Annotated in this window: 14 protein-coding genes; 7 read left to right on the forward strand and 7 right to left on the reverse strand. The window is 67.0% G+C overall.

Annotated features, from left to right (window positions below; all coding sequences use genetic code 11):
* Positions 1-74 precede the first annotated feature (74 nt).
* The 3 genes from QU44_RS01605 to QU44_RS01615 form a co-directional block, all read right to left on the reverse strand.
* Positions 75-1,847 carry an SLC13 family permease gene (locus QU44_RS01605; RefSeq protein ID WP_033919686.1) on the reverse strand — a complete coding sequence of 591 codons (1,773 nt, stop codon included), beginning with the start codon at positions 1,845-1,847 and terminating at the stop codon, positions 75-77.
* Between the two features lie 123 nt (positions 1,848-1,970).
* Positions 1,971-6,152: a translocation/assembly module TamB domain-containing protein gene (locus tag QU44_RS01610; RefSeq protein WP_331377407.1), complete on the reverse strand. Its 4,182-nt coding sequence runs from the start codon at positions 6,150-6,152 to the stop codon at positions 1,971-1,973.
* Positions 6,149-8,128, reverse strand: coding sequence for an autotransporter assembly complex protein TamA (locus tag QU44_RS01615; RefSeq protein ID WP_033919687.1), 1,980 nt, complete (start codon positions 8,126-8,128; stop codon positions 6,149-6,151). The genes QU44_RS01610 and QU44_RS01615 overlap by 4 nt, the downstream gene beginning before the upstream one ends.
* A gap of 137 nt (positions 8,129-8,265) precedes the next feature.
* Here QU44_RS01615 and QU44_RS01620 point away from each other — a divergent pair, with 137 nt between their 5' ends.
* The gene (locus tag QU44_RS01620; RefSeq protein WP_033919688.1) at positions 8,266-8,448 is read left to right on the forward strand and encodes a hypothetical protein; all 183 of its coding nucleotides are present in this window, start codon (positions 8,266-8,268) and stop codon (positions 8,446-8,448) included.
* 126 nt (positions 8,449-8,574) lie between these two features.
* Here QU44_RS01620 and QU44_RS01625 read toward each other — a convergent pair whose 3' ends face one another.
* Entirely contained in the window at positions 8,575-9,192 is a 618-nt protein-coding gene (locus QU44_RS01625; protein WP_033919689.1) for a S24 family peptidase, read from the reverse strand.
* Positions 9,193-9,283: 91 nt separating this feature from the next.
* Between QU44_RS01625 and QU44_RS01630 the strand changes: the two genes are divergently transcribed.
* A complete protein-coding gene (locus QU44_RS01630) occupies positions 9,284-9,463 on the forward strand; it encodes a hypothetical protein (RefSeq protein WP_033919690.1) in 180 nt (59 codons plus the stop codon).
* Positions 9,463-9,771, forward strand: coding sequence for a hypothetical protein (locus QU44_RS01635; RefSeq protein ID WP_033919691.1), 309 nt, complete (start codon positions 9,463-9,465; stop codon positions 9,769-9,771). The genes QU44_RS01630 and QU44_RS01635 overlap by 1 nt, the downstream gene beginning before the upstream one ends.
* Before the next feature lie 3 nt (positions 9,772-9,774).
* Here the strand turns inward: QU44_RS01635 and QU44_RS01640 are convergent, their stop codons facing one another.
* The gene (locus QU44_RS01640; protein WP_052134228.1) at positions 9,775-10,542 is read right to left on the reverse strand and encodes a hypothetical protein; all 768 of its coding nucleotides are present in this window, start codon (positions 10,540-10,542) and stop codon (positions 9,775-9,777) included.
* Entirely contained in the window at positions 10,539-11,780 is a 1,242-nt protein-coding gene (locus tag QU44_RS01645; RefSeq protein WP_033919693.1) for a TIGR04063 family PEP-CTERM/XrtA system glycosyltransferase, read from the reverse strand. The genes QU44_RS01640 and QU44_RS01645 overlap by 4 nt, the downstream gene beginning before the upstream one ends.
* A gap of 89 nt (positions 11,781-11,869) precedes the next feature.
* On the opposite strand from QU44_RS01645, the gene QU44_RS18445 reads away from it, so the two are divergent.
* Positions 11,870-12,025 (forward strand): hypothetical protein, encoded by a 156-nt coding sequence (locus QU44_RS18445; protein WP_197054218.1) that lies wholly within the window; start codon positions 11,870-11,872, stop codon positions 12,023-12,025.
* On the forward strand, positions 12,015-13,163 hold the full coding sequence (locus QU44_RS01650; protein ID WP_331377409.1) for an acyltransferase family protein: 1,149 nt from the start codon (positions 12,015-12,017) through the stop codon (positions 13,161-13,163). Before QU44_RS18445 ends, QU44_RS01650 begins: the two co-directional genes overlap by 11 nt.
* Before the next feature lies 1 nt (position 13,164).
* On the opposite strand, the gene QU44_RS01655 is transcribed toward QU44_RS01650, so the two are convergent.
* Positions 13,165-13,725, reverse strand: a complete 561-nt coding sequence (locus QU44_RS01655) for a type 1 glutamine amidotransferase domain-containing protein (protein WP_033919772.1) — start codon at positions 13,723-13,725, stop codon at positions 13,165-13,167.
* 133 nt (positions 13,726-13,858) lie between these two features.
* Here QU44_RS01655 and QU44_RS01660 point away from each other — a divergent pair, with 133 nt between their 5' ends.
* On the forward strand, positions 13,859-14,881 hold the full coding sequence (locus QU44_RS01660) for a DNA topoisomerase IB (protein WP_033919694.1): 1,023 nt from the start codon (positions 13,859-13,861) through the stop codon (positions 14,879-14,881).
* Positions 14,882-14,891: 10 nt separating this feature from the next.
* Positions 14,892-16,082, forward strand: coding sequence for a mechanosensitive ion channel family protein (locus QU44_RS01665; protein WP_033919695.1), 1,191 nt, complete (start codon positions 14,892-14,894; stop codon positions 16,080-16,082).
* Positions 16,083-16,085: the final 3 nt, after the last annotated feature.

Genomic DNA, 16,085 nt, shown 5'->3' on the forward strand with positions numbered 1-16,085 from the left:
CGGGAGACGACCGATGGCTCAGCCTAAAGTCATACCGCTTTAGCCCCTCTCCCAAACCAGGAGAGGGGCATCACTCACACCGGCCAAACCCACAGGATCATCGGCGTGCCGACCAGCAGCACCAGCACCGACAGCGGCGCGCCCAGCCTGGCATAATCGCCGAAGCGATAGCCTCCCGGCCCCATCACCAGCGTGTTGCACTGATGCCCGATCGGGGTGAGGAAATCGCAACCTGCCCCCACCGCGGTCGCCATCAGGAACGGCTCGGGGCGGTAGCCCAGGCTCGCGGCGAAGGTGGCGGCGATCGGGGCCATCACCAGCACCGTCGCTGCGTTGTTCAGGAACGGCGTCACCGCCATCGCCGCCGCCAGGATCAGCGCCACCGCGCCCCAGGGCGGCAGCGTGACCGCGATTCCCGACAGCCACTGGCCGATCAGGTCGCTGGTGCCGGTGGTGCGAAGCGTATCCGATACCGGGATCAATGCGCCCAGCATGATCAGGATCGGCCATTCGATATGATTGTACGCCTCGCGCAAGGGGATCGCACCGGTGGCCAGGATCAGCCCCGCGGCACAAAAGAAGGCGACCGCAACCGGCACATAGCCCATCGCGGTCGCCGCCATCGCAACCGCCAATATGCCGATCGGCAGCAACGATTGGCGGCCATTGCCCAGCCGGATCTCGCGCTCGGCCAGCGGCAGGCAGCCAAGCTCGCGCATCCGTTCGGGCAGGATCGACAGCGGCCCTTGCAGCACCAGCACGTCGCCCGCGCGCAGCGTGATATTGGCCAGGCTGCGCGTCAGCCGCTCACCCTGGCGCGACACCGCGATCACGTTGACGCCGTAGCGCTGGCGCAGCAGCAGCCGGCCGGCGGTGCGACCGATCAGCGTCGAATCGACGTTGATCACCGCTTCGATCACGCCGACCTCGTCGGTTTCGGTGCCTTCGGGGGCGTCGCGATTCTGCCCTTCCAGTTCGAGCCGATCGCCCGCGATCACCCGTTCGAGGCTGTCGGGCGCGCCGCCCAGGATCAGCGTGTCGTCCTCGCGCAATCCCATATCGTCGTCGGGCATGCTGCGCAGGCCATTGCGCATGATCGCGGTGACGGTCACTTCGTGGTCATGACGCTCGACAAAGTCGCCCACGGTCTCGCCGATCGCGGGTGATTTGGGCGCGATCGTCGCTTCGGTGACATAGCTGTTGATGTCGAGCGATTCGCCCATCGTCGCCGCACCGCGCCGGTCGCTGGGCAACAGCCGATAAGCAAAGAACAGATAGATCAGCCCCATCACCGCCAGCACCGCGCCGACCGGCAGATAATCGAACATCTGGAAGGGCTGGCCGGTAATCTCCTCGCGCACTCGGCTGACGATGACGTTGGGCGACGTGCCGACCAGCGTCATCAGCCCGCCGAGCAGCGATGCAAACGCCATCGGCATCAGAAAGGCGGAGGGCGACACGTCCGATTTCTTGGCCATCTGAAACGCCACCGGCATCATCATCGCCAGCGCGCCGATATTCTTGACCAGGCCCGATGCCAGTCCGACCGTGCCGGTGAGCAGCAGCAACTGCGTCCGCACACTGGTCACGCGCTTTTGCAGGAAGCCCATCGTCGTTTCGACCACGCCCGATCGCTGCACCGCGCCCGAAATCACCAGCGCCGACCCGACGATGATGACGATGTCGTCCGAAAAGCCGGTAAACGCCTCGGCAGGGCTGACGATGCCCACCGCCAGCGCCGCCATCAGCGCGATGATCGCCACCAGATCATAGCGCAGCCGCCCCCAGATGAAGAGCCCCATCATCCCCAGCAGGACGGCGACCGACAAAATCTGGGGAACGGTCATCGGCGGGCTACCTAAGGCTAAGGGCTTACTGCACGGGCAGGAACCGGATGACGCAAGACTGGCCTGCAAAGCGCAGCGAACGCCAAATAGGTCCAACGTTTCGGCAAGGCGACAGGAATTAAATCAGTAGTCGCGCGACACGCGGACGTTCGCGCTTTGCCGCCCGATCGTCGAGATCGACGACAATAGCGACAGCCAGCGGGTAAGCTGGAACTCGACCCTGGTCGCCGAATAGCCCTGCCCGTCGGAGATGATCTCGACATAGGTCCGCCGCGTCACGAACTTGCCCGCCGCGATCGAGGTGCCCTGCCCCGTCTGCGGATCGGCGGCGACGATGCGCAGCCGGTCCAGCCCCGCCGCGCGCCGCACCGCATTGATCGGGTCGAGCCCGTTGCCGCCATCCTGCAACGCCGACACCGCCGACGCCAGTTGCAGCGCCTCAGGGGCCGACAAATTGGTGATCGAGGTGCCGAACAACAGCCGCGACAGCAATTCGTCCTCAGGCAAGGCGGGGACGCTCGAAAAGCCGATCTGCGGTTTGAGCGCGCTGCCGGTCACCCGGATCGTCGCGTTCAGCCCCTGGGTATTGGCATTGGCCGATATATCGAGCGCGGGGTTCGAGGGCACCGATCCATCGAAAGTGATCCGCCCGCGATCGATGTTGAAGCTGCGCCCGGCAAAGTCGTAATCGCCCCGGATCAGATCGGCCTGCCCCCGGATTTGCGGGCTGGTCGGTTCGCCGCCGATCCGCAGGCTCGCCGACCATTCGCTGTCCAGCCCAAGCCCGCTCACCGCCATGCCGCCCGCAGCCCGCGCGCGCAGATCGAGCTTCCACGGTTCAGCCACCACCAGCTCGGCATCATCGCCGCCGCTCTGGTTGATTTCGGTGACGTTCAGGCGCGGGATCGGTGCTGCCACCACTGCCTGGCCCAGCCGGTAGCGGCTGGTGTTGAGCACGACATCGCCGCCGATCGTGCCGCCCTGCCCATCGGACCTGATCGTGATCGGCCCGGTCACGCTCGCGCCGATGTCGTCACGGTTGATCAGCAGCGCGTTTTGCGCGGTGATGTTCAGGTCGATGCCAAAGCCGCGCGCCGACGCCAGATCGAAACTGCCCGATCCCGACACGCTGCCCTGCCGCCCGTCGCGCGCCTGAAACTGGTCGATCACCAGCCGCGATCCGTTGAATCGCCCGCGTGTCTGGACGTTGGTCAGCACGGTGCCGGTAACGCTGCTTTCGATCCGCGCATTTTCGCTGCGAAGCGACCCGCGTATCTGTGGATCGGCCAGCCGCCCGCTCACGTCCGCGCCGATCACGATCGGCCCCGACAGGTCGAACAATTCCACCCCGGTCAACCGCCACAGCGTATCGGCAGGCCCGCCATAGCGAAGCTGCGCCACTAGCGGCGCGGCGCGCAGCCTTTCCGCAAGGCTGCCGCTGCCCAAGGGGGCCAGCCGCGCCTGTGCCCGCCCGATCGTCCGCCCGGCGGACGCCATCACCGCGCGAAAGCCGGCCTGCCCCGGCTGCAACACGCCCTTCACCCCGACATCGATCGGCTGCGACGACAGGACCAGCCCCGCGCGGCTCAGCCCGCGAATCGTCATGTCGACCGATCCGGTCGGGGCCGAATCGGCATTGGCGACATAGTTCAGCTTGCCCGTCGCGCTGCCGCCCAGCCCAAGGCCGGGATAGCCGATATCGAGCACCGTCAGCGGCATCCGCGTCACGCTGGCGTCGATCGCGGTGGTGCCGCCGGTGAAACTGCCGCCGATCTGCGCCTCGCCATCGGTGAAGTTGATCCGGGTGGGCGCAAGCCGCCAGCCATCGCCCTCGCGGCGGATGACGGCGGGCGACACCAGCTTGAGCGGGCGGCGATCGACCGTGCCGCCGCCGGTGATCGTATAGCTGTCGGGCGTAATCTGTGCGGTCGCGTCGATCGTGAAGCCGCGCCCGCGCGACCCTGCCAGCGTCGCCTTCGCCTCGCCGCTGCCATCGACCAGCCGGGCATTGCCGTCGAACCGGGCCAGCGCCAACCCGCCGGCGCGTATCCCCCGCCCCAGCATATTGGCATCCAGCGTCGTGCCCGCGGGATCGAGCATCGTGGTAAAGCGCAACTGCCCGCGCCTGACGCTCATCGTATCGGTCAGTTGCGCTTCCTTGGCATCGAGCGCGCCGTCGATCCGCTGGATGCCATCGCGCACCGCAAACGCCAGATCGCCCGAAAGGCCGCCACCGGCAACCATCAACCGCCCGTCAAACCCACCGGCAACGATGTCGAGCCCGCCGCTGGCGCGCGTTCCGGCAACGTCGATCCGCGCCACCTCGATCCGGCCACTCCCTCCGCGCGGCAGCAGGATCGCCCCCTCGCTGGTGAACGGCCCCAGCCGCGAGCCACCCGCAGCGGTGAAATCATACCCCAGCGGCGTCGGATCGAGCCGCGCCTGAACCTCGCTCAGGCCCAGCGTGGCGTTGGGCGCGGCCAGCCGAAGCTCGACGGTGGGGCGATTGATCCGCCCGTTCAGCTTCAGCGTCACCGCCCCATATTGCCGCTGCGTCCCGCTGCCTTCGAAATAGAAGCTGCCGTCGATCCGGCGAAACCCATTGCCGCGCAGCGTCAGATCGGGCGAGGTCAGCACCGCATTGCGGAAATACAGGATACGGTCGGCCCCGCGCTCGAGCCCGGTCACAATTCGCGGCAAACCGCCGGTGAGCGACCGGAAAAAGCCGTTGTCGAGCCGAACCACCTGCGCGGTGCCCGTCCCCACGATCCGGCTGCCGCGCCCATTGCCCCCCGGCACCACACGCAGCCGGGTATCGACATCGACGATGCCAAGGCCGGGGATCAGATAGCGTTGCAGCCCGCCTGCCAGCCCGACTTCATATTGCCCGTTCCGCAGATCGACGAACAGCATGATCCGGCCCGACAATTTGTCCGATCGCAATTGCAACTGGTCGCCGGTGATGTTCCCCGCCGTCACCTTGAGCGCGCCCGCCACCGACAGGTTGCGCAGGATACCGCCCGCCACGTCGCCAACGCCGGTCACGCGCGCGGCGGTCAGGCGTATGGGAACGGTGACCGGCGATGCCGATAGCCGCCCCTGCCCGACGATCCGCACCTGTTCGAACCCCGTCCGATCGAACGCCACTTGCGGCGCGGTGAGCCGATAATCGAAGCGCGCGGTGCGAAACGCCCCGTCGAGCAGCAGCCGAAGATTGAGGTCGCGCCCGGTCATGTTGCCGATCAGCGCCTTGGGTTGCAGCACGCGCACTGCGACCTGCAGGTTGCGATAGCGGCTTTCGGCAAGGTCGATGCCGCCGCTGGTTTCGATTTCCAGGGCAGCCGAACGCGCGTTGAGCGCCCCTTCGATCCGCCGATTGGCGAAGGTCGCGGCACCGTCCAATCGAATGCGCGGCGACGCCAGCCGCTGCAACCGCCCGCGCAACAGCGACGCCGGCGCGACATCCCCCGCCAGCGTATAGCGCCCGCTTTCCACACCCAGCCGAAGATCGGCGATCGACACCCCGCCGATTTGCGCCGCCGCCGAACCCTGCCAGCGCGCCCAGCGGCCATCACCCTCGACCGCGAAGGCCAATGGCCGGTTGACCCCGGCCAGCCGTGCCAGCACCCCGTCGCCGCGCCCGCGCCCGCGCGCCGCCAGATCGAAACGATCGCGATCGGGGGTGGCATCCAGCTTGATCCGCACGAAATCGCTGCCCGCCACCAGCGCCGCCAGATCGACCAGCGCGCGCCGGTCGCGCACTTCGGCGCGGCCGATCAGCCGCCCGATCCGGCGCTTGCCGGTCACCGCCGGCGCAATCTCCAGCCGGTCGATCGCCAGCCAGCCGATCGCGATGTCGAAACCGGGCAGGATCGGCCCCTGTCGCCCGGTCGGCGTCGGTTGCGGTAATTTGGCGAGCGTCGCGCGCGGGATGGTCAGGCGGCGAATGTCGAGCCGGTTGGCACTCCATGCCAGCGGTCGCCAATCGAGCTGCGCGCGCGGGGCCGAAAACACCAGCCCCTTGGGATCATGGATCCGCACGTCGATCAGCGTGGCGCGGCCATAGATAGACCCTTCGATCCGCCCGATGCGATAGCGCATGCCATTGGCGGGCTTCAGCGCCGCGATCCGGTTGGCGATGAATCGATGCCCGATTTGGGTATCGAGCAACAGCGCCCCGCCCGCCATCAGCGCCAGCAATCCGGCGATCAGCGTCAACAGCACCCGTGCCCAGCGCCGCTTGCGCGCGATCCTGGGCGTGGCGGCTGGCGGGGTTTCGACCGGCGGAGTGTCGGCTTCGCTCAAAACGCCTGCCCCAGCGAGACATAGACCGCGACGCGCGGATCGCCCGGCTGCGGGTTGATCGGGGTGCCGACGTCTATCCGGATCGGGCCGAAGTTCGAATAATAGCGAACGCCGATGCCAGCGCCGTATCGGAAATCGGTGAGTTTGGGCAAAGGCGAGGTATAGATGTTGCCGCCGTCGAGGAACGGCACGATGCCGAACGCGCCAAACGCCTTCACCCGTGCCTCGATCGAAAATTCGGTCAGGCTGCGACCGCCGATCGGATCGTTATTCTGGTCGCGCGGGCCGATGTCCTGAAAGCCATAGCCGCGCACCGACGCGCCGCCGCCGGCATAGAAACGCCGCGACGGCGCAACCGCATCGCGCGGCGCGCCGACGATCGTCCCCAGCCGCACCCGCCCCGCCATCACGACACGATCGCTCACCGCGCGATAGGTGCTCGCGTCAAGCTGGGTGCGCGTATAGCCAAAGGTCGCGCCGCTGAACGACAGTTCGGGCGACACCCGCCCCGACAGGCGAAAACCGCTGGTGGGGTTCAACAGATCGTCGCTGCCGTCATAGGCGAGGCTGGTGGGCAATGCGCCGATGAAATACACCCGCTCCCGCGGCTCGCCGGTCGCCAGAATGACGTCGCGCTCGTTCGAGGCAAGCAGTTCGCCGCCCACCGACCACGTCCACGCCTTTTGGAAAAAGATGTTGGTCTGCCGCTCCAGGCTGCCCGATAGCTGGAACGTGTCGGCCTGAAACGCATCGCGCTCGAGATGCGCCACCACCGCCTGCAACGTCAGCACCCGGTCGCGCCCCTGGAAGTTGTTGCGACGAAACACCACGCTGCCCAGTTGCTCGAGCGTACCGAGTACGCCGCGCACCGTCAGCCCGCCCTCGGGCGGGAACAGGTTGCGGTGAGTCCAGCTCACCGCGGCGCGCGCGCCTTCGCCGGTGCCATAGCCAAGCTCGCCCGCGATCGTGCGCGGCGGGCCGGGCACGATCCACATGTCGAGATCGACCGTGCCGGGCGCCTCGCCCTTCACTTCCTCGATCCGCACCGCCGAAACGATGCCGGTCTGGATGACCGCCCGGCGCAGATCCTCGACCGAGTTCGAATCATACACGTCGCCAGGCTTGAAGCGTGCAATGTCGAAAACGTGGCTGGCATCGAACACCTGCTCGTCCGCCATCGTCACCCGACCAAAGCGAAGCAATTCGCCCGGCTGAACCGCCATCGACAAGGTCGCGGTCTGGGTCGCGTGATCGACCACGACGTGGGGCGCTTCGACCGTGGCAAAGGGAAAGCCTTCGCGCCCCACCCGTTCGCGCAATGCCGCCTCGGCAGCGGCGATGGCATCGGCATTGACCGGATCGTCGGTATTCACCGCGAAGCTCTCGCGAAGCTCGGCCTGTTTGGCCCCGGCGGCGGCGAGCCCGGCGACATCGACGCGATCGAGCCGGTACATCGCACCTGGCACCACGTCGAGTGTCACCAGCAATTCGCCCGCCGCCGGCTCGACCCGGGTATCGATCCGCGCGTCATAATATCCCCCGGCGCGCAGGACGTCGCTCAACAGCGTGGAGTCGGCGCGCGCGCGGCGTTCGATCTGCGCGGCGTTGGCGGGGGCGCCGCGATTGGCGCGCAGGATCGACCCTTCATCGAAACGCTGGCGCATCAGATCGGTCCAGACCCCGTCCATCCCCGCGACCTGATAGCGATAGCGCGCCTCGCCGGTGCCGGCATCGGTCGCGGCGGCATCGGCGCTCGCCGTCTCGCCGGGGGCCAGCGCCAGGTCGGGCCATTCGATGCCGAGTTCGGGCATCGGCATCAGCGGCGCATCGGGATCGAGCAATTCGTCGGCCTGGGCGTTGGCCGGCGCAGTGTCACCGGACGCTCCAACGGTCTGCGCGCGCGACACCACGGGCGACAAAACGAGCAGGCCGGCCAAGGCAGCGCGCCAGCAACGCCGGCGGGGAACGAACGACATGCCCCGCCCTAGCCGGTATCGCCCGCCCGCGACAATCGCCCCGACCGGGCAAAGGTGCAGTATGTCGCAACCCTGGGTGCCGATCGGCGGTACCGCGATGGCTGGCATCCATCCCCGCGACATGGCAAGGCGGCTGCATGACCGATCCCCGTCCCCCCGCGCGCAAGCCGATTGCCGGCGGCGCACCGCTTGCCTTGTGTCTGATCGTCGGTGCGGTGGTGGGCGGCCTATATGGCCAGCCGTCGATCGGCCTGCTGATCGGGCTGGGCACCGGGCTGGCAATCGGCCTTGCCATCTGGTGGCGCGACCGCGAGCGTTAAAGCATGACGGCCTGACGCCTACGCATTTCCTTCGTCATTCCCGCGAAGGCGGGAATCCATATGCCATTGCAGTGGTTATGGATTCCCGCCTTCGCAGGAATGACGAAAACAAGATCGGTCGAAGGACTAAACCAGGCAGCGGCTGACCCATGCCACCCGGCCGATCACCGCGATCGTCGCCGGATCGACGTTCCGCCAGCTCGGGCAGGCGGGGTTGTCGCTGATGATGTCCAGCCCATTCCCTGCGCGCCGCAGCCGTTTGACCATCACCACGCCGTCGCGCCGGATCACATAGACGCCGCCGCGCGCGCTCAGCCGGGCGTCGGCATCGACCAATATCTCGTCGCCGTCGATCAGCGTCGGGGCCATCGAATCGCCCGCCACGCGGATCATCGATGCCGCCTGGGCCCGCACCCCCAGCCGATCGAGCAACAGCGGGTCGATCCGCGCCGGCCGCTCGGGCAGGTCGATTTCAACCACGCCGCCCGGCCCAGCCGATGCGGCGACGTCGAAACGCGGCACCGTCATCAATTCGGCAGGCCCGCCTAGCGCCGCCTCGGCAACCCCCAGGAAATCGGCGATCAGCCCACGTTCGCGTTCGGGCAACAGCCGCGGCGATCCGCGCGCGACATATTGCTGCACATAGGCGGCATTGCGCCCCAGCACGCGCGACAGCCGCGCCAGGCTTACCCCGCGCTCCCCGGCGATCCGCGCCAGCGCCGCCCGCTGCTCCTGTGAATCCATATATCGTCCATAGTCGCAGGAAATTTCCTAGACAAGTTGGAAATTGCGGAACAGACAAGGAACATTGATTCGCCGGAAGGAGCAACAATGGATGAACCTGCTATCCCGTATCGAACGGTTCCTGCACCGCAGCGCCATGCCGCAGACGCTGTTCGGCCGCCATGTTGCGAAGGATCCCAGGCTGGTGGGCGATTTGCGAAACGGTCGCCAGCCGGGCCAGCGCATGTGCGAACGGATCGAGGCGTTCCTGGCCGAGCGCGAGCACGATTGATGGCGCGCGGACCCGATGCCGCAACCTTGCTCGAACGCGCGCTGGCGGCGCAGCTTTCGGCCTTTCAGGGCGCGATCGTCGCTTCGGCTTGCGAACGCTGGGCCAGCGCCACCTTTGTCGGCGCGCGGCATAGGCTGGAGTTTGTCGGCGACGATGGTGCGACGGCGCGGGCATGGCTGGCCGCACTGCCCGAGGCCGACTGGTCGCTGCGCGGACATCTGGTCGCCGATGTCCAATTGATCGATCGCAGCGTTCGCGATCACCGGATCGCCGCGACGGTCGAGATATTGACGGTGGAGGTCGAGTAACGCCTATCCCTGCGCCACAAATCGCCGCAGCGTCGACAATGCGTCCTCAAGCCCCTCGGCATCGGGCCGTTCGCTCATGGCAGGGCCATTGCGGCGGCGGACGATCCCGCGTTCGAGCCGATCGAGCAGCGAATGAATCGTCGCGTCGGTCTCGGGCGCGGCCATCGGCTCGGCGTCGGGGGCGGCGCGCAGCGGAAAGGGAAACGGCTCGGGGCGGCTGGCAGGAGTCAGTTCAAAGGTTTCGATCCGCGCCGGCTCGGGGACCAGCACGGGCCTGCGATGCAGCGGCGTCACCGTCGCGCTGGGGGTGGCGGGCACCGGCGGGATCGCAGCCGGGTCGAACGCCGCCAATGGCACGTCCAGATCGCGCGGCAGATCGGTTTCGATCACCAATACCGGCGCTTCCGCCGCCTCGTCCTTCCTGGCGGTCACGTCCAGAAACGGCGTGCCCAGATCGCGCGCCGCCATCACCGGTTCGCGCGCGGGCGCGTCGGGATGCGCGTCTGCGCGGCGAAGGGTCCGCGCCGGCCGACGTGGCACCAGCACCCGCAGCGCCGCCGCCCAGGTGGCCCCGCCCGCGATCACCGCCGCGACCAGCATCAGCGCCAGCCGGGCAGTGTTGCCCAGCGGCGGCTCGGCAGCCGCCACCAGCGACGGCAGCCCGCTGTCGAGGATCAGCGCCTCGATCCGCCATGTCGGCACGATCGCGACGGCGGCGGCAGCGGCGAGGCCGACGATCCCGGCGGCGATGGGGGCTAGCGGCAGGTTCATGCGTTGACTCGTGGTAAGCGCGACCATGATGGATCCGTTCGTGCTGCTGCAATAAGCTCTTTATACACCGGTTGATACCGGGAAACATTTGACGACCAGTTACGCTCACGCTCGACAAAGGCGCGGGCGGTGGCGCGGCGATTCTCCCATCCGGCGCGGTTGGCGAACAGATCGGCCAGCGCGCGCGCGATGGCGGCGGGATCGTCGGGCGCGAACAGCGTGCCCGTCACACCATCGGCGATCAGTTCGCGATGGCCGCCGACGTCGGAAGCGGCAACCAGCTTCCCCTGCGCCATCGCCTCCAGCGGTTTGAGCGGCGTGACCAGATCGGTGAGCCGCATCCGCTTACGCGGATAGGCCAGCACATCGATCACGCTGTAATAGCGCTCTACTTCGGCATGCGGCACCCGCCCGACGAAATCGATATGCGATGCCACCGGCGAAGCGGCGGCGGCGGCGCGCAACTCGGCATCGACCGGGCCGCCGCCGACCAGTACCAGCCGCGCATTGGGCCGGGCCGCGACCAGCGCCGGCATCGCCGCGATCAGATCGCCCAGCCCTTCATAATCGTAAAAGCTGCCGACATAGCCGACGACATCGGCCCCGTTCAGCCCGCGCTCCGCCGCCAGCGCCGTGTCGCGCGGCAAGGGCGTGCCGAACATCCCCATGTCGACGCCGTTGGGCGATACCATGATCCGCGCGGGATCGACGCCGCGCCCGATCAGATCGGCGCGCAGCCCTTCACAGATCACCGCGACTCGATCGACCCGCTTTACCGCATGGCTTTCGGCCCAGCGCGTCAGCCGATAGCGCGCCGAACCCTCGCGCCCGGTGCCGTTGCCGACCGCCGCATCCTCCCAAAAGGCGCGGATTTCATACAGGCACGGCAGCGTGCGCGCGCGCGCCACCTTCAGCATCGCCAGCGCGTTGAGCACCGGCGAATGGGCATGCAGGATGTCGGGCCGGAAATCGTCGACCACCGAATCGATCTTGCGGGCAAAGGCTTCGATCTCGCGCCATTCGCCGATCGGGCTCGGTGCCGCCTTGGGTGGCACGGTGCGATGAAAGGTCAGGCCGTCGATCAGCTCGGCCGCGCCGTCACTAGCGCCGTGGCGTGGCCCGGTAACCCCTTCGACCGTCCAGCCAAGCGCCATCTGCGCCTTCAATATCGCGCGACTGCGAAACGTATAGCCGCTGTGCAACGGCAGGCTGTGATCAAAGATATGCAAGATCCGCATGGCGACGCTGTGCCACGCGAGTGTTTAACGCCGCGTCAACCGCATGGCGGTAACGCTCATGGCGAACGGGAAGCCAACGGAGCGGGCGAATGATCGACAATTTCTCGCTTGGCCTGACCCACGGGTTGATGCTGCTGGCCGCCTGGCTGCTGCTGCGCCGCCCCGACCTCGACCGTGAAGGGGATGGCTCACCCAAGGGCTTTGCCGCCAAGCTGCGCCCCGGTCGCAAGCGCCGTGACGGCTGAAGCAACGATCCCAAACCCCGCCGCCGCCGCCCCGCGCGGCGAACTACGCGCACTCACCAGTATGCGCGGGATCGCGGCGTGGTTCGTCGTTTTCTACCATATCCGCGAATCGGTGGCGGGGCTTGGCGGCTGGCCGCTGGCGATCGTCGCGCATGGCTATCTCGCGGTCGATTTCTTCTTCCTGCTGTCGGGCTTCGTGCTGTGGCTCAGCTATGCCGATCGGCTGCGCGCCGGCGGCTGGCACGCAGTGCCGGGGTTTCTTCGCCGCCGATTCGCGCGAATCTGGCCGCTGCATGCGGTCGTGCTGACCGGCGGCGTCGCGCTGGCGCTGTTGCTTGCGGCGACGGGGCGGCATGATCCGGTCGATTTCCCCTTTGCGCAACTGCCGCTGCATTATCTGTTGGTGCAGAATTGGGGCTTCACCCGCGCGCTGGCCTGGAACGACCCCGCCTGGTCGATCTCGGTCGAATCGGCTGCGTATCTGCTGTTCCCGCTGCTGGCGTTCGCGATCGATTGGCGGCGGCTGCCGACATGGGCGCTGCTCGCGGCGATCACCGCGTTGCTGGCGGCGCTGCACGCGGTTTTCAATGCTGCGGGGGAGGCGTCGCTCAACGCCGATATTCCCCGCTTCGGCCTGCTGCGCTGTTTGATCGAGTTCAGCGTCGGCACGATCATCTGCGCGCTGTGGCTGCGATGGCGCGGATCGCCGCTTGCGGTGCTGGCTGCCGCAGGACTGGCCATTGCCGCTACCGTCGCCGCTGCATCGGGCTGGGCAGCCGAAACCCTGGCAATGCCCGCAGCCTTCGCCGCCGCGCTGCTCGCGCTGGCGCTCTCCTCCGGCCCGCGCAACCCGCTGGGGGCGTCACCGCTGCACTGGCTCGGCGAGGTCAGCTATGCGACCTATCTGTGCCATTTCCTGTTGTGGAAGGCGTTCAAGCTGGCGTTCGTCGCCGCCCCCGGCCCGGTCGGCTGGCCGCTGATCGCGCTGTACCTGGCGATGGTGCTGGCGGCGTCAGCGGCGCTCTACCACTGGGTAGAGCGCCGCGCGCAACGCTGGTTGAACTCTCCCCTCCCGCTTGCGAGAGAGGTCGGGGGAGGCCCTGCCCTAACCCCTCCCGCGAACGGACGGGAAATTTAGCTCAATGCACCGCTTCGGCGCCGGCCTTTTCGAGCGCCGCAATCAGCGCCTTGTTGAACGCCGGAATATCGCCCGGATTGCGGCTGGTGATCAGATTGCCGTCGATCACCACTTCCTCGTCGACGACATTGGCCCCTGCATTTTCAAGGTCGGTCCGCACCGATGGCCAGCTCGTCACGCGGCGGCCATCGACTACATCGGCTTCGACCAGCAGCCAGGGCGCGTGGCAGATCGCCGCGACGATCTTGTCGTCGTCCATGAACTCCTCGATGATTTCGATCGCCCGCTCCTGCAACCGCATCGTATCGGGATTGGTCACGCCGCCCGGCAGCACCAGCGCGTCGAAATCCTCGGTGTCGACCTCGTCGAGCGTCATGTCGGGAGTGATCGTCTCGGTCGGGTCGCTATCGGCTTTGACGCCCCGAATCGGATCGGTCTTGATCGACGCCAGCGTCACTTGCACGCCGGCATCGAGCAGTGCCTGGCGCGGATCGAACAGTTCGGAATGTTCAAAGCCGTCGGTCGCGAGCATCAGCACGCGGATATTGTTGAGGTCGGCCATGGGATAGCTCCATCGAAAGTGGAAATCGGTCTTGCCGCCAACCATCGGCCACGCCGCAGGTTCCGGCCTTCGCACCGCAGCCGGAACGAATTGCCGCACCGCGCATTCCCGTTGCCACCCGATCGAGGAAGCGATGTCCCAGGCGACGATCATCTATCACGACGACAGCGAAGCCGGGATCACCCGCCGCCAGGTGCGCGGCGGCTGGGGCTATCGCGACGCGCAGGGCAAGCCGGTCACCGATCGCGACGAGATCGACCGGCTGAACGCGGTCGGCCTGCCGCCGGCCTATCGCGATGCCTGGTTTTGCCCCGACCCCAATGGCCATATCCAGGCGGTCGGCTGGGACGAAAAGGGCCGCAAACAATATCGCTATCACCTGGCGTTCCGCGAGACGCAGGAGGCCGCGAAATATGCCCGCTGCCCCGCCTTTGGCCTGGCGCTGCCCAAATTGCGCAAGCGGGTCGAAAAGGATCTGCGCGCGCGCAAGCTGACGCGCGACCGCGCAGTCGCCGCCGTCGTCCGCCTGCTCGACCACGGCCATGTCCGCATCGGCAACGAAGGCTATGCCAAGGCCAATAAGAGTTTCGGCGCAACGACGCTACGCAATCGCCACGCCAAGTTGACCGGCAAGACGCTGCGGCTGCAATATCGCGCCAAATCGGGCAAGATGCGGCTGATGACGATCACCGATGGCTCGCTGATCCGCTTCGTGAAGCGCTGCCAGGATTTGCCGGGCCAGCATCTGTTCCGCTGGGTCGACGATGCCGGCGAAACCCATCCGGTCACCTCGAGCGACGTCAACGCCTATATTCGCGAAGCGATGGCCGGCGAATTCACCGCCAGGCATTTTCGCACCTGGGGTGCCAGCGCGATCGCGTTCGAGACGCTCGCGCTCGCTGAGGCACCGATCGGGCTGAAGGCGATGCTCGAACCCGTCACCGAAGCATTGGGCAACACCCCCGCGATCGCGCGCAAAAGCTATGTCCATCCGGCGCTGGTCGAACTCGCCAAGGACAAGGCGGCACAGACCGACATGCGCGCCGCGCTGCGCCTGCCGCGTGCAACCCGCTACTTGTCACGCGGCGAGCGGGGATTGATAGCGTTCCTGGCCGCGCTCGACCAAGCCGAGCCATCGCCTGCCAAGGCCGCCTGAAGAAAGCCGCATGACCAATAGCACCGCCGCCATTGCCAACACCGCCGACACTGTCGCCATCACGCCCGAACTGATCGAGCAACAGGCCGGCGTCCTGCTGGTCGACAGTTTCGAATGGTTGCAGGGGCATTGGCTGCAAATCCTGATCGCGGTGGGCGTGGCGTCGGTCATCGTCCTGGCGCTTGCCGCGTTGAAGGGTTGGGGCAAACGCTATTGCGACCGCCAGCCGCTGGTGACCGGCTGGAGCGGCGTGTTCGGTCGGGCGATCGCCCGGACCGGCAGCTTCTTCATGGTGATGATCGCTGCCAAGCTGGTGGTGGGCTATGCCGACGCGCCGGCGGTGGTGAACCACACCGTCAACTTCCTCTTCACGATCGCGGCGGTGTTCCAGGCGGCGATGTGGGCGCGCGAAGTGATCCTCGGCATCGTCGAGGCGCGCACCACGTCGGACCATCATTCGTCCGAAGCTTTGGGCAGTGCGATGGGCATTATCCGCCTGCTGGTCACCTTCGCGCTGTTCGCGATCGCGCTGATCGTCGTGCTCGACAATCTGGGGGTCAACGTCACCGGCCTGGTCGCGGGCCTTGGCGTCGGCGGCATCGCGATCGGTCTGGCGGCGCAGGGCATCTTCGCCGATCTGTTCGCCGCGCTGTCGATCATCTTCGACAAGCCGTTTCGCCGCGGCGACAGCATCAATTACGACCAGACCAGCGGCAATATCGAGGCGATCGGCCTGAAATCGACGCGAATCCGCTCGTTCCAGGGCGAAGAGCGGATCATCTCGAACAAGCAGTTGCTCGACAAGGAAATCCAGAACAACACCCGGCGCGAATATCGCCGCGCCAAATTCGGGATCGGCGTGATCTATCAGACCGCGCCCGAAGTCTGCGCGCGAATCCCCGGCATCCTGCAGGAAATCGTCGAGGCGAATGATCGCGTCTTCGTCCGCGCCGGCTTCATCGGCTTTGGTGCATCGAGCCTGGATTTCGAGGTCGAATTCGATTCGCCCGGGGCCGATTATCCCGCCTTTTACGACGGACGCACCGCGATCGGCATCGCGATCCTTCAGCGTTTCAACGCCGAAAAGATCGAGATCGCCTATCCGACTCAGACCACCTTCACCGCCGCCCCCGACGGCACGATGATCATGCCCTACGCCCAGGTGCAGCCGGTGCGACAGATAGGCACCGGCGAGGAATAGGCC

It is taken from the genome of Sphingomonas sp. 37zxx (assembly GCF_000786205.1).
Taxonomy (GTDB): Bacteria; Pseudomonadota; Alphaproteobacteria; order Sphingomonadales; family Sphingomonadaceae; genus Sphingomonas.

What these genes read in the sequence shown, in the direction of transcription:
- QU44_RS01605 (WP_033919686.1), bottom strand. Translation starts at nt 1,847, where the DNA reads ATGACCGTTCCCCAGATTTTGTCGGTCGCCGTCCTGCTGGGGATGATG.
- QU44_RS01615 (WP_033919687.1), bottom strand. Translation starts at nt 8,128, where the DNA reads ATGTCGTTCGTTCCCCGCCGGCGTTGCTGGCGCGCTGCCTTGGCCGGC.
- QU44_RS01620 (WP_033919688.1), top strand. Translation starts at nt 8,266, where the DNA reads ATGACCGATCCCCGTCCCCCCGCGCGCAAGCCGATTGCCGGCGGCGCA.
- QU44_RS01625 (WP_033919689.1), bottom strand. Translation starts at nt 9,192, where the DNA reads ATGGATTCACAGGAGCAGCGGGCGGCGCTGGCGCGGATCGCCGGGGAG.
- QU44_RS01630 (WP_033919690.1), top strand. Translation starts at nt 9,284, where the DNA reads ATGAACCTGCTATCCCGTATCGAACGGTTCCTGCACCGCAGCGCCATG.
- QU44_RS01635 (WP_033919691.1), top strand. Translation starts at nt 9,463, where the DNA reads ATGGCGCGCGGACCCGATGCCGCAACCTTGCTCGAACGCGCGCTGGCG.
- QU44_RS01640 (WP_052134228.1), bottom strand. Translation starts at nt 10,542, where the DNA reads ATGAACCTGCCGCTAGCCCCCATCGCCGCCGGGATCGTCGGCCTCGCC.
- QU44_RS01645 (WP_033919693.1), bottom strand. Translation starts at nt 11,780, where the DNA reads ATGCGGATCTTGCATATCTTTGATCACAGCCTGCCGTTGCACAGCGGC.
- QU44_RS18445 (WP_197054218.1), top strand. Translation starts at nt 11,870, where the DNA reads ATGATCGACAATTTCTCGCTTGGCCTGACCCACGGGTTGATGCTGCTG.
- QU44_RS01655 (WP_033919772.1), bottom strand. Translation starts at nt 13,725, where the DNA reads ATGGCCGACCTCAACAATATCCGCGTGCTGATGCTCGCGACCGACGGC.
- QU44_RS01660 (WP_033919694.1), top strand. Translation starts at nt 13,859, where the DNA reads ATGTCCCAGGCGACGATCATCTATCACGACGACAGCGAAGCCGGGATC.
- QU44_RS01665 (WP_033919695.1), top strand. Translation starts at nt 14,892, where the DNA reads ATGACCAATAGCACCGCCGCCATTGCCAACACCGCCGACACTGTCGCC.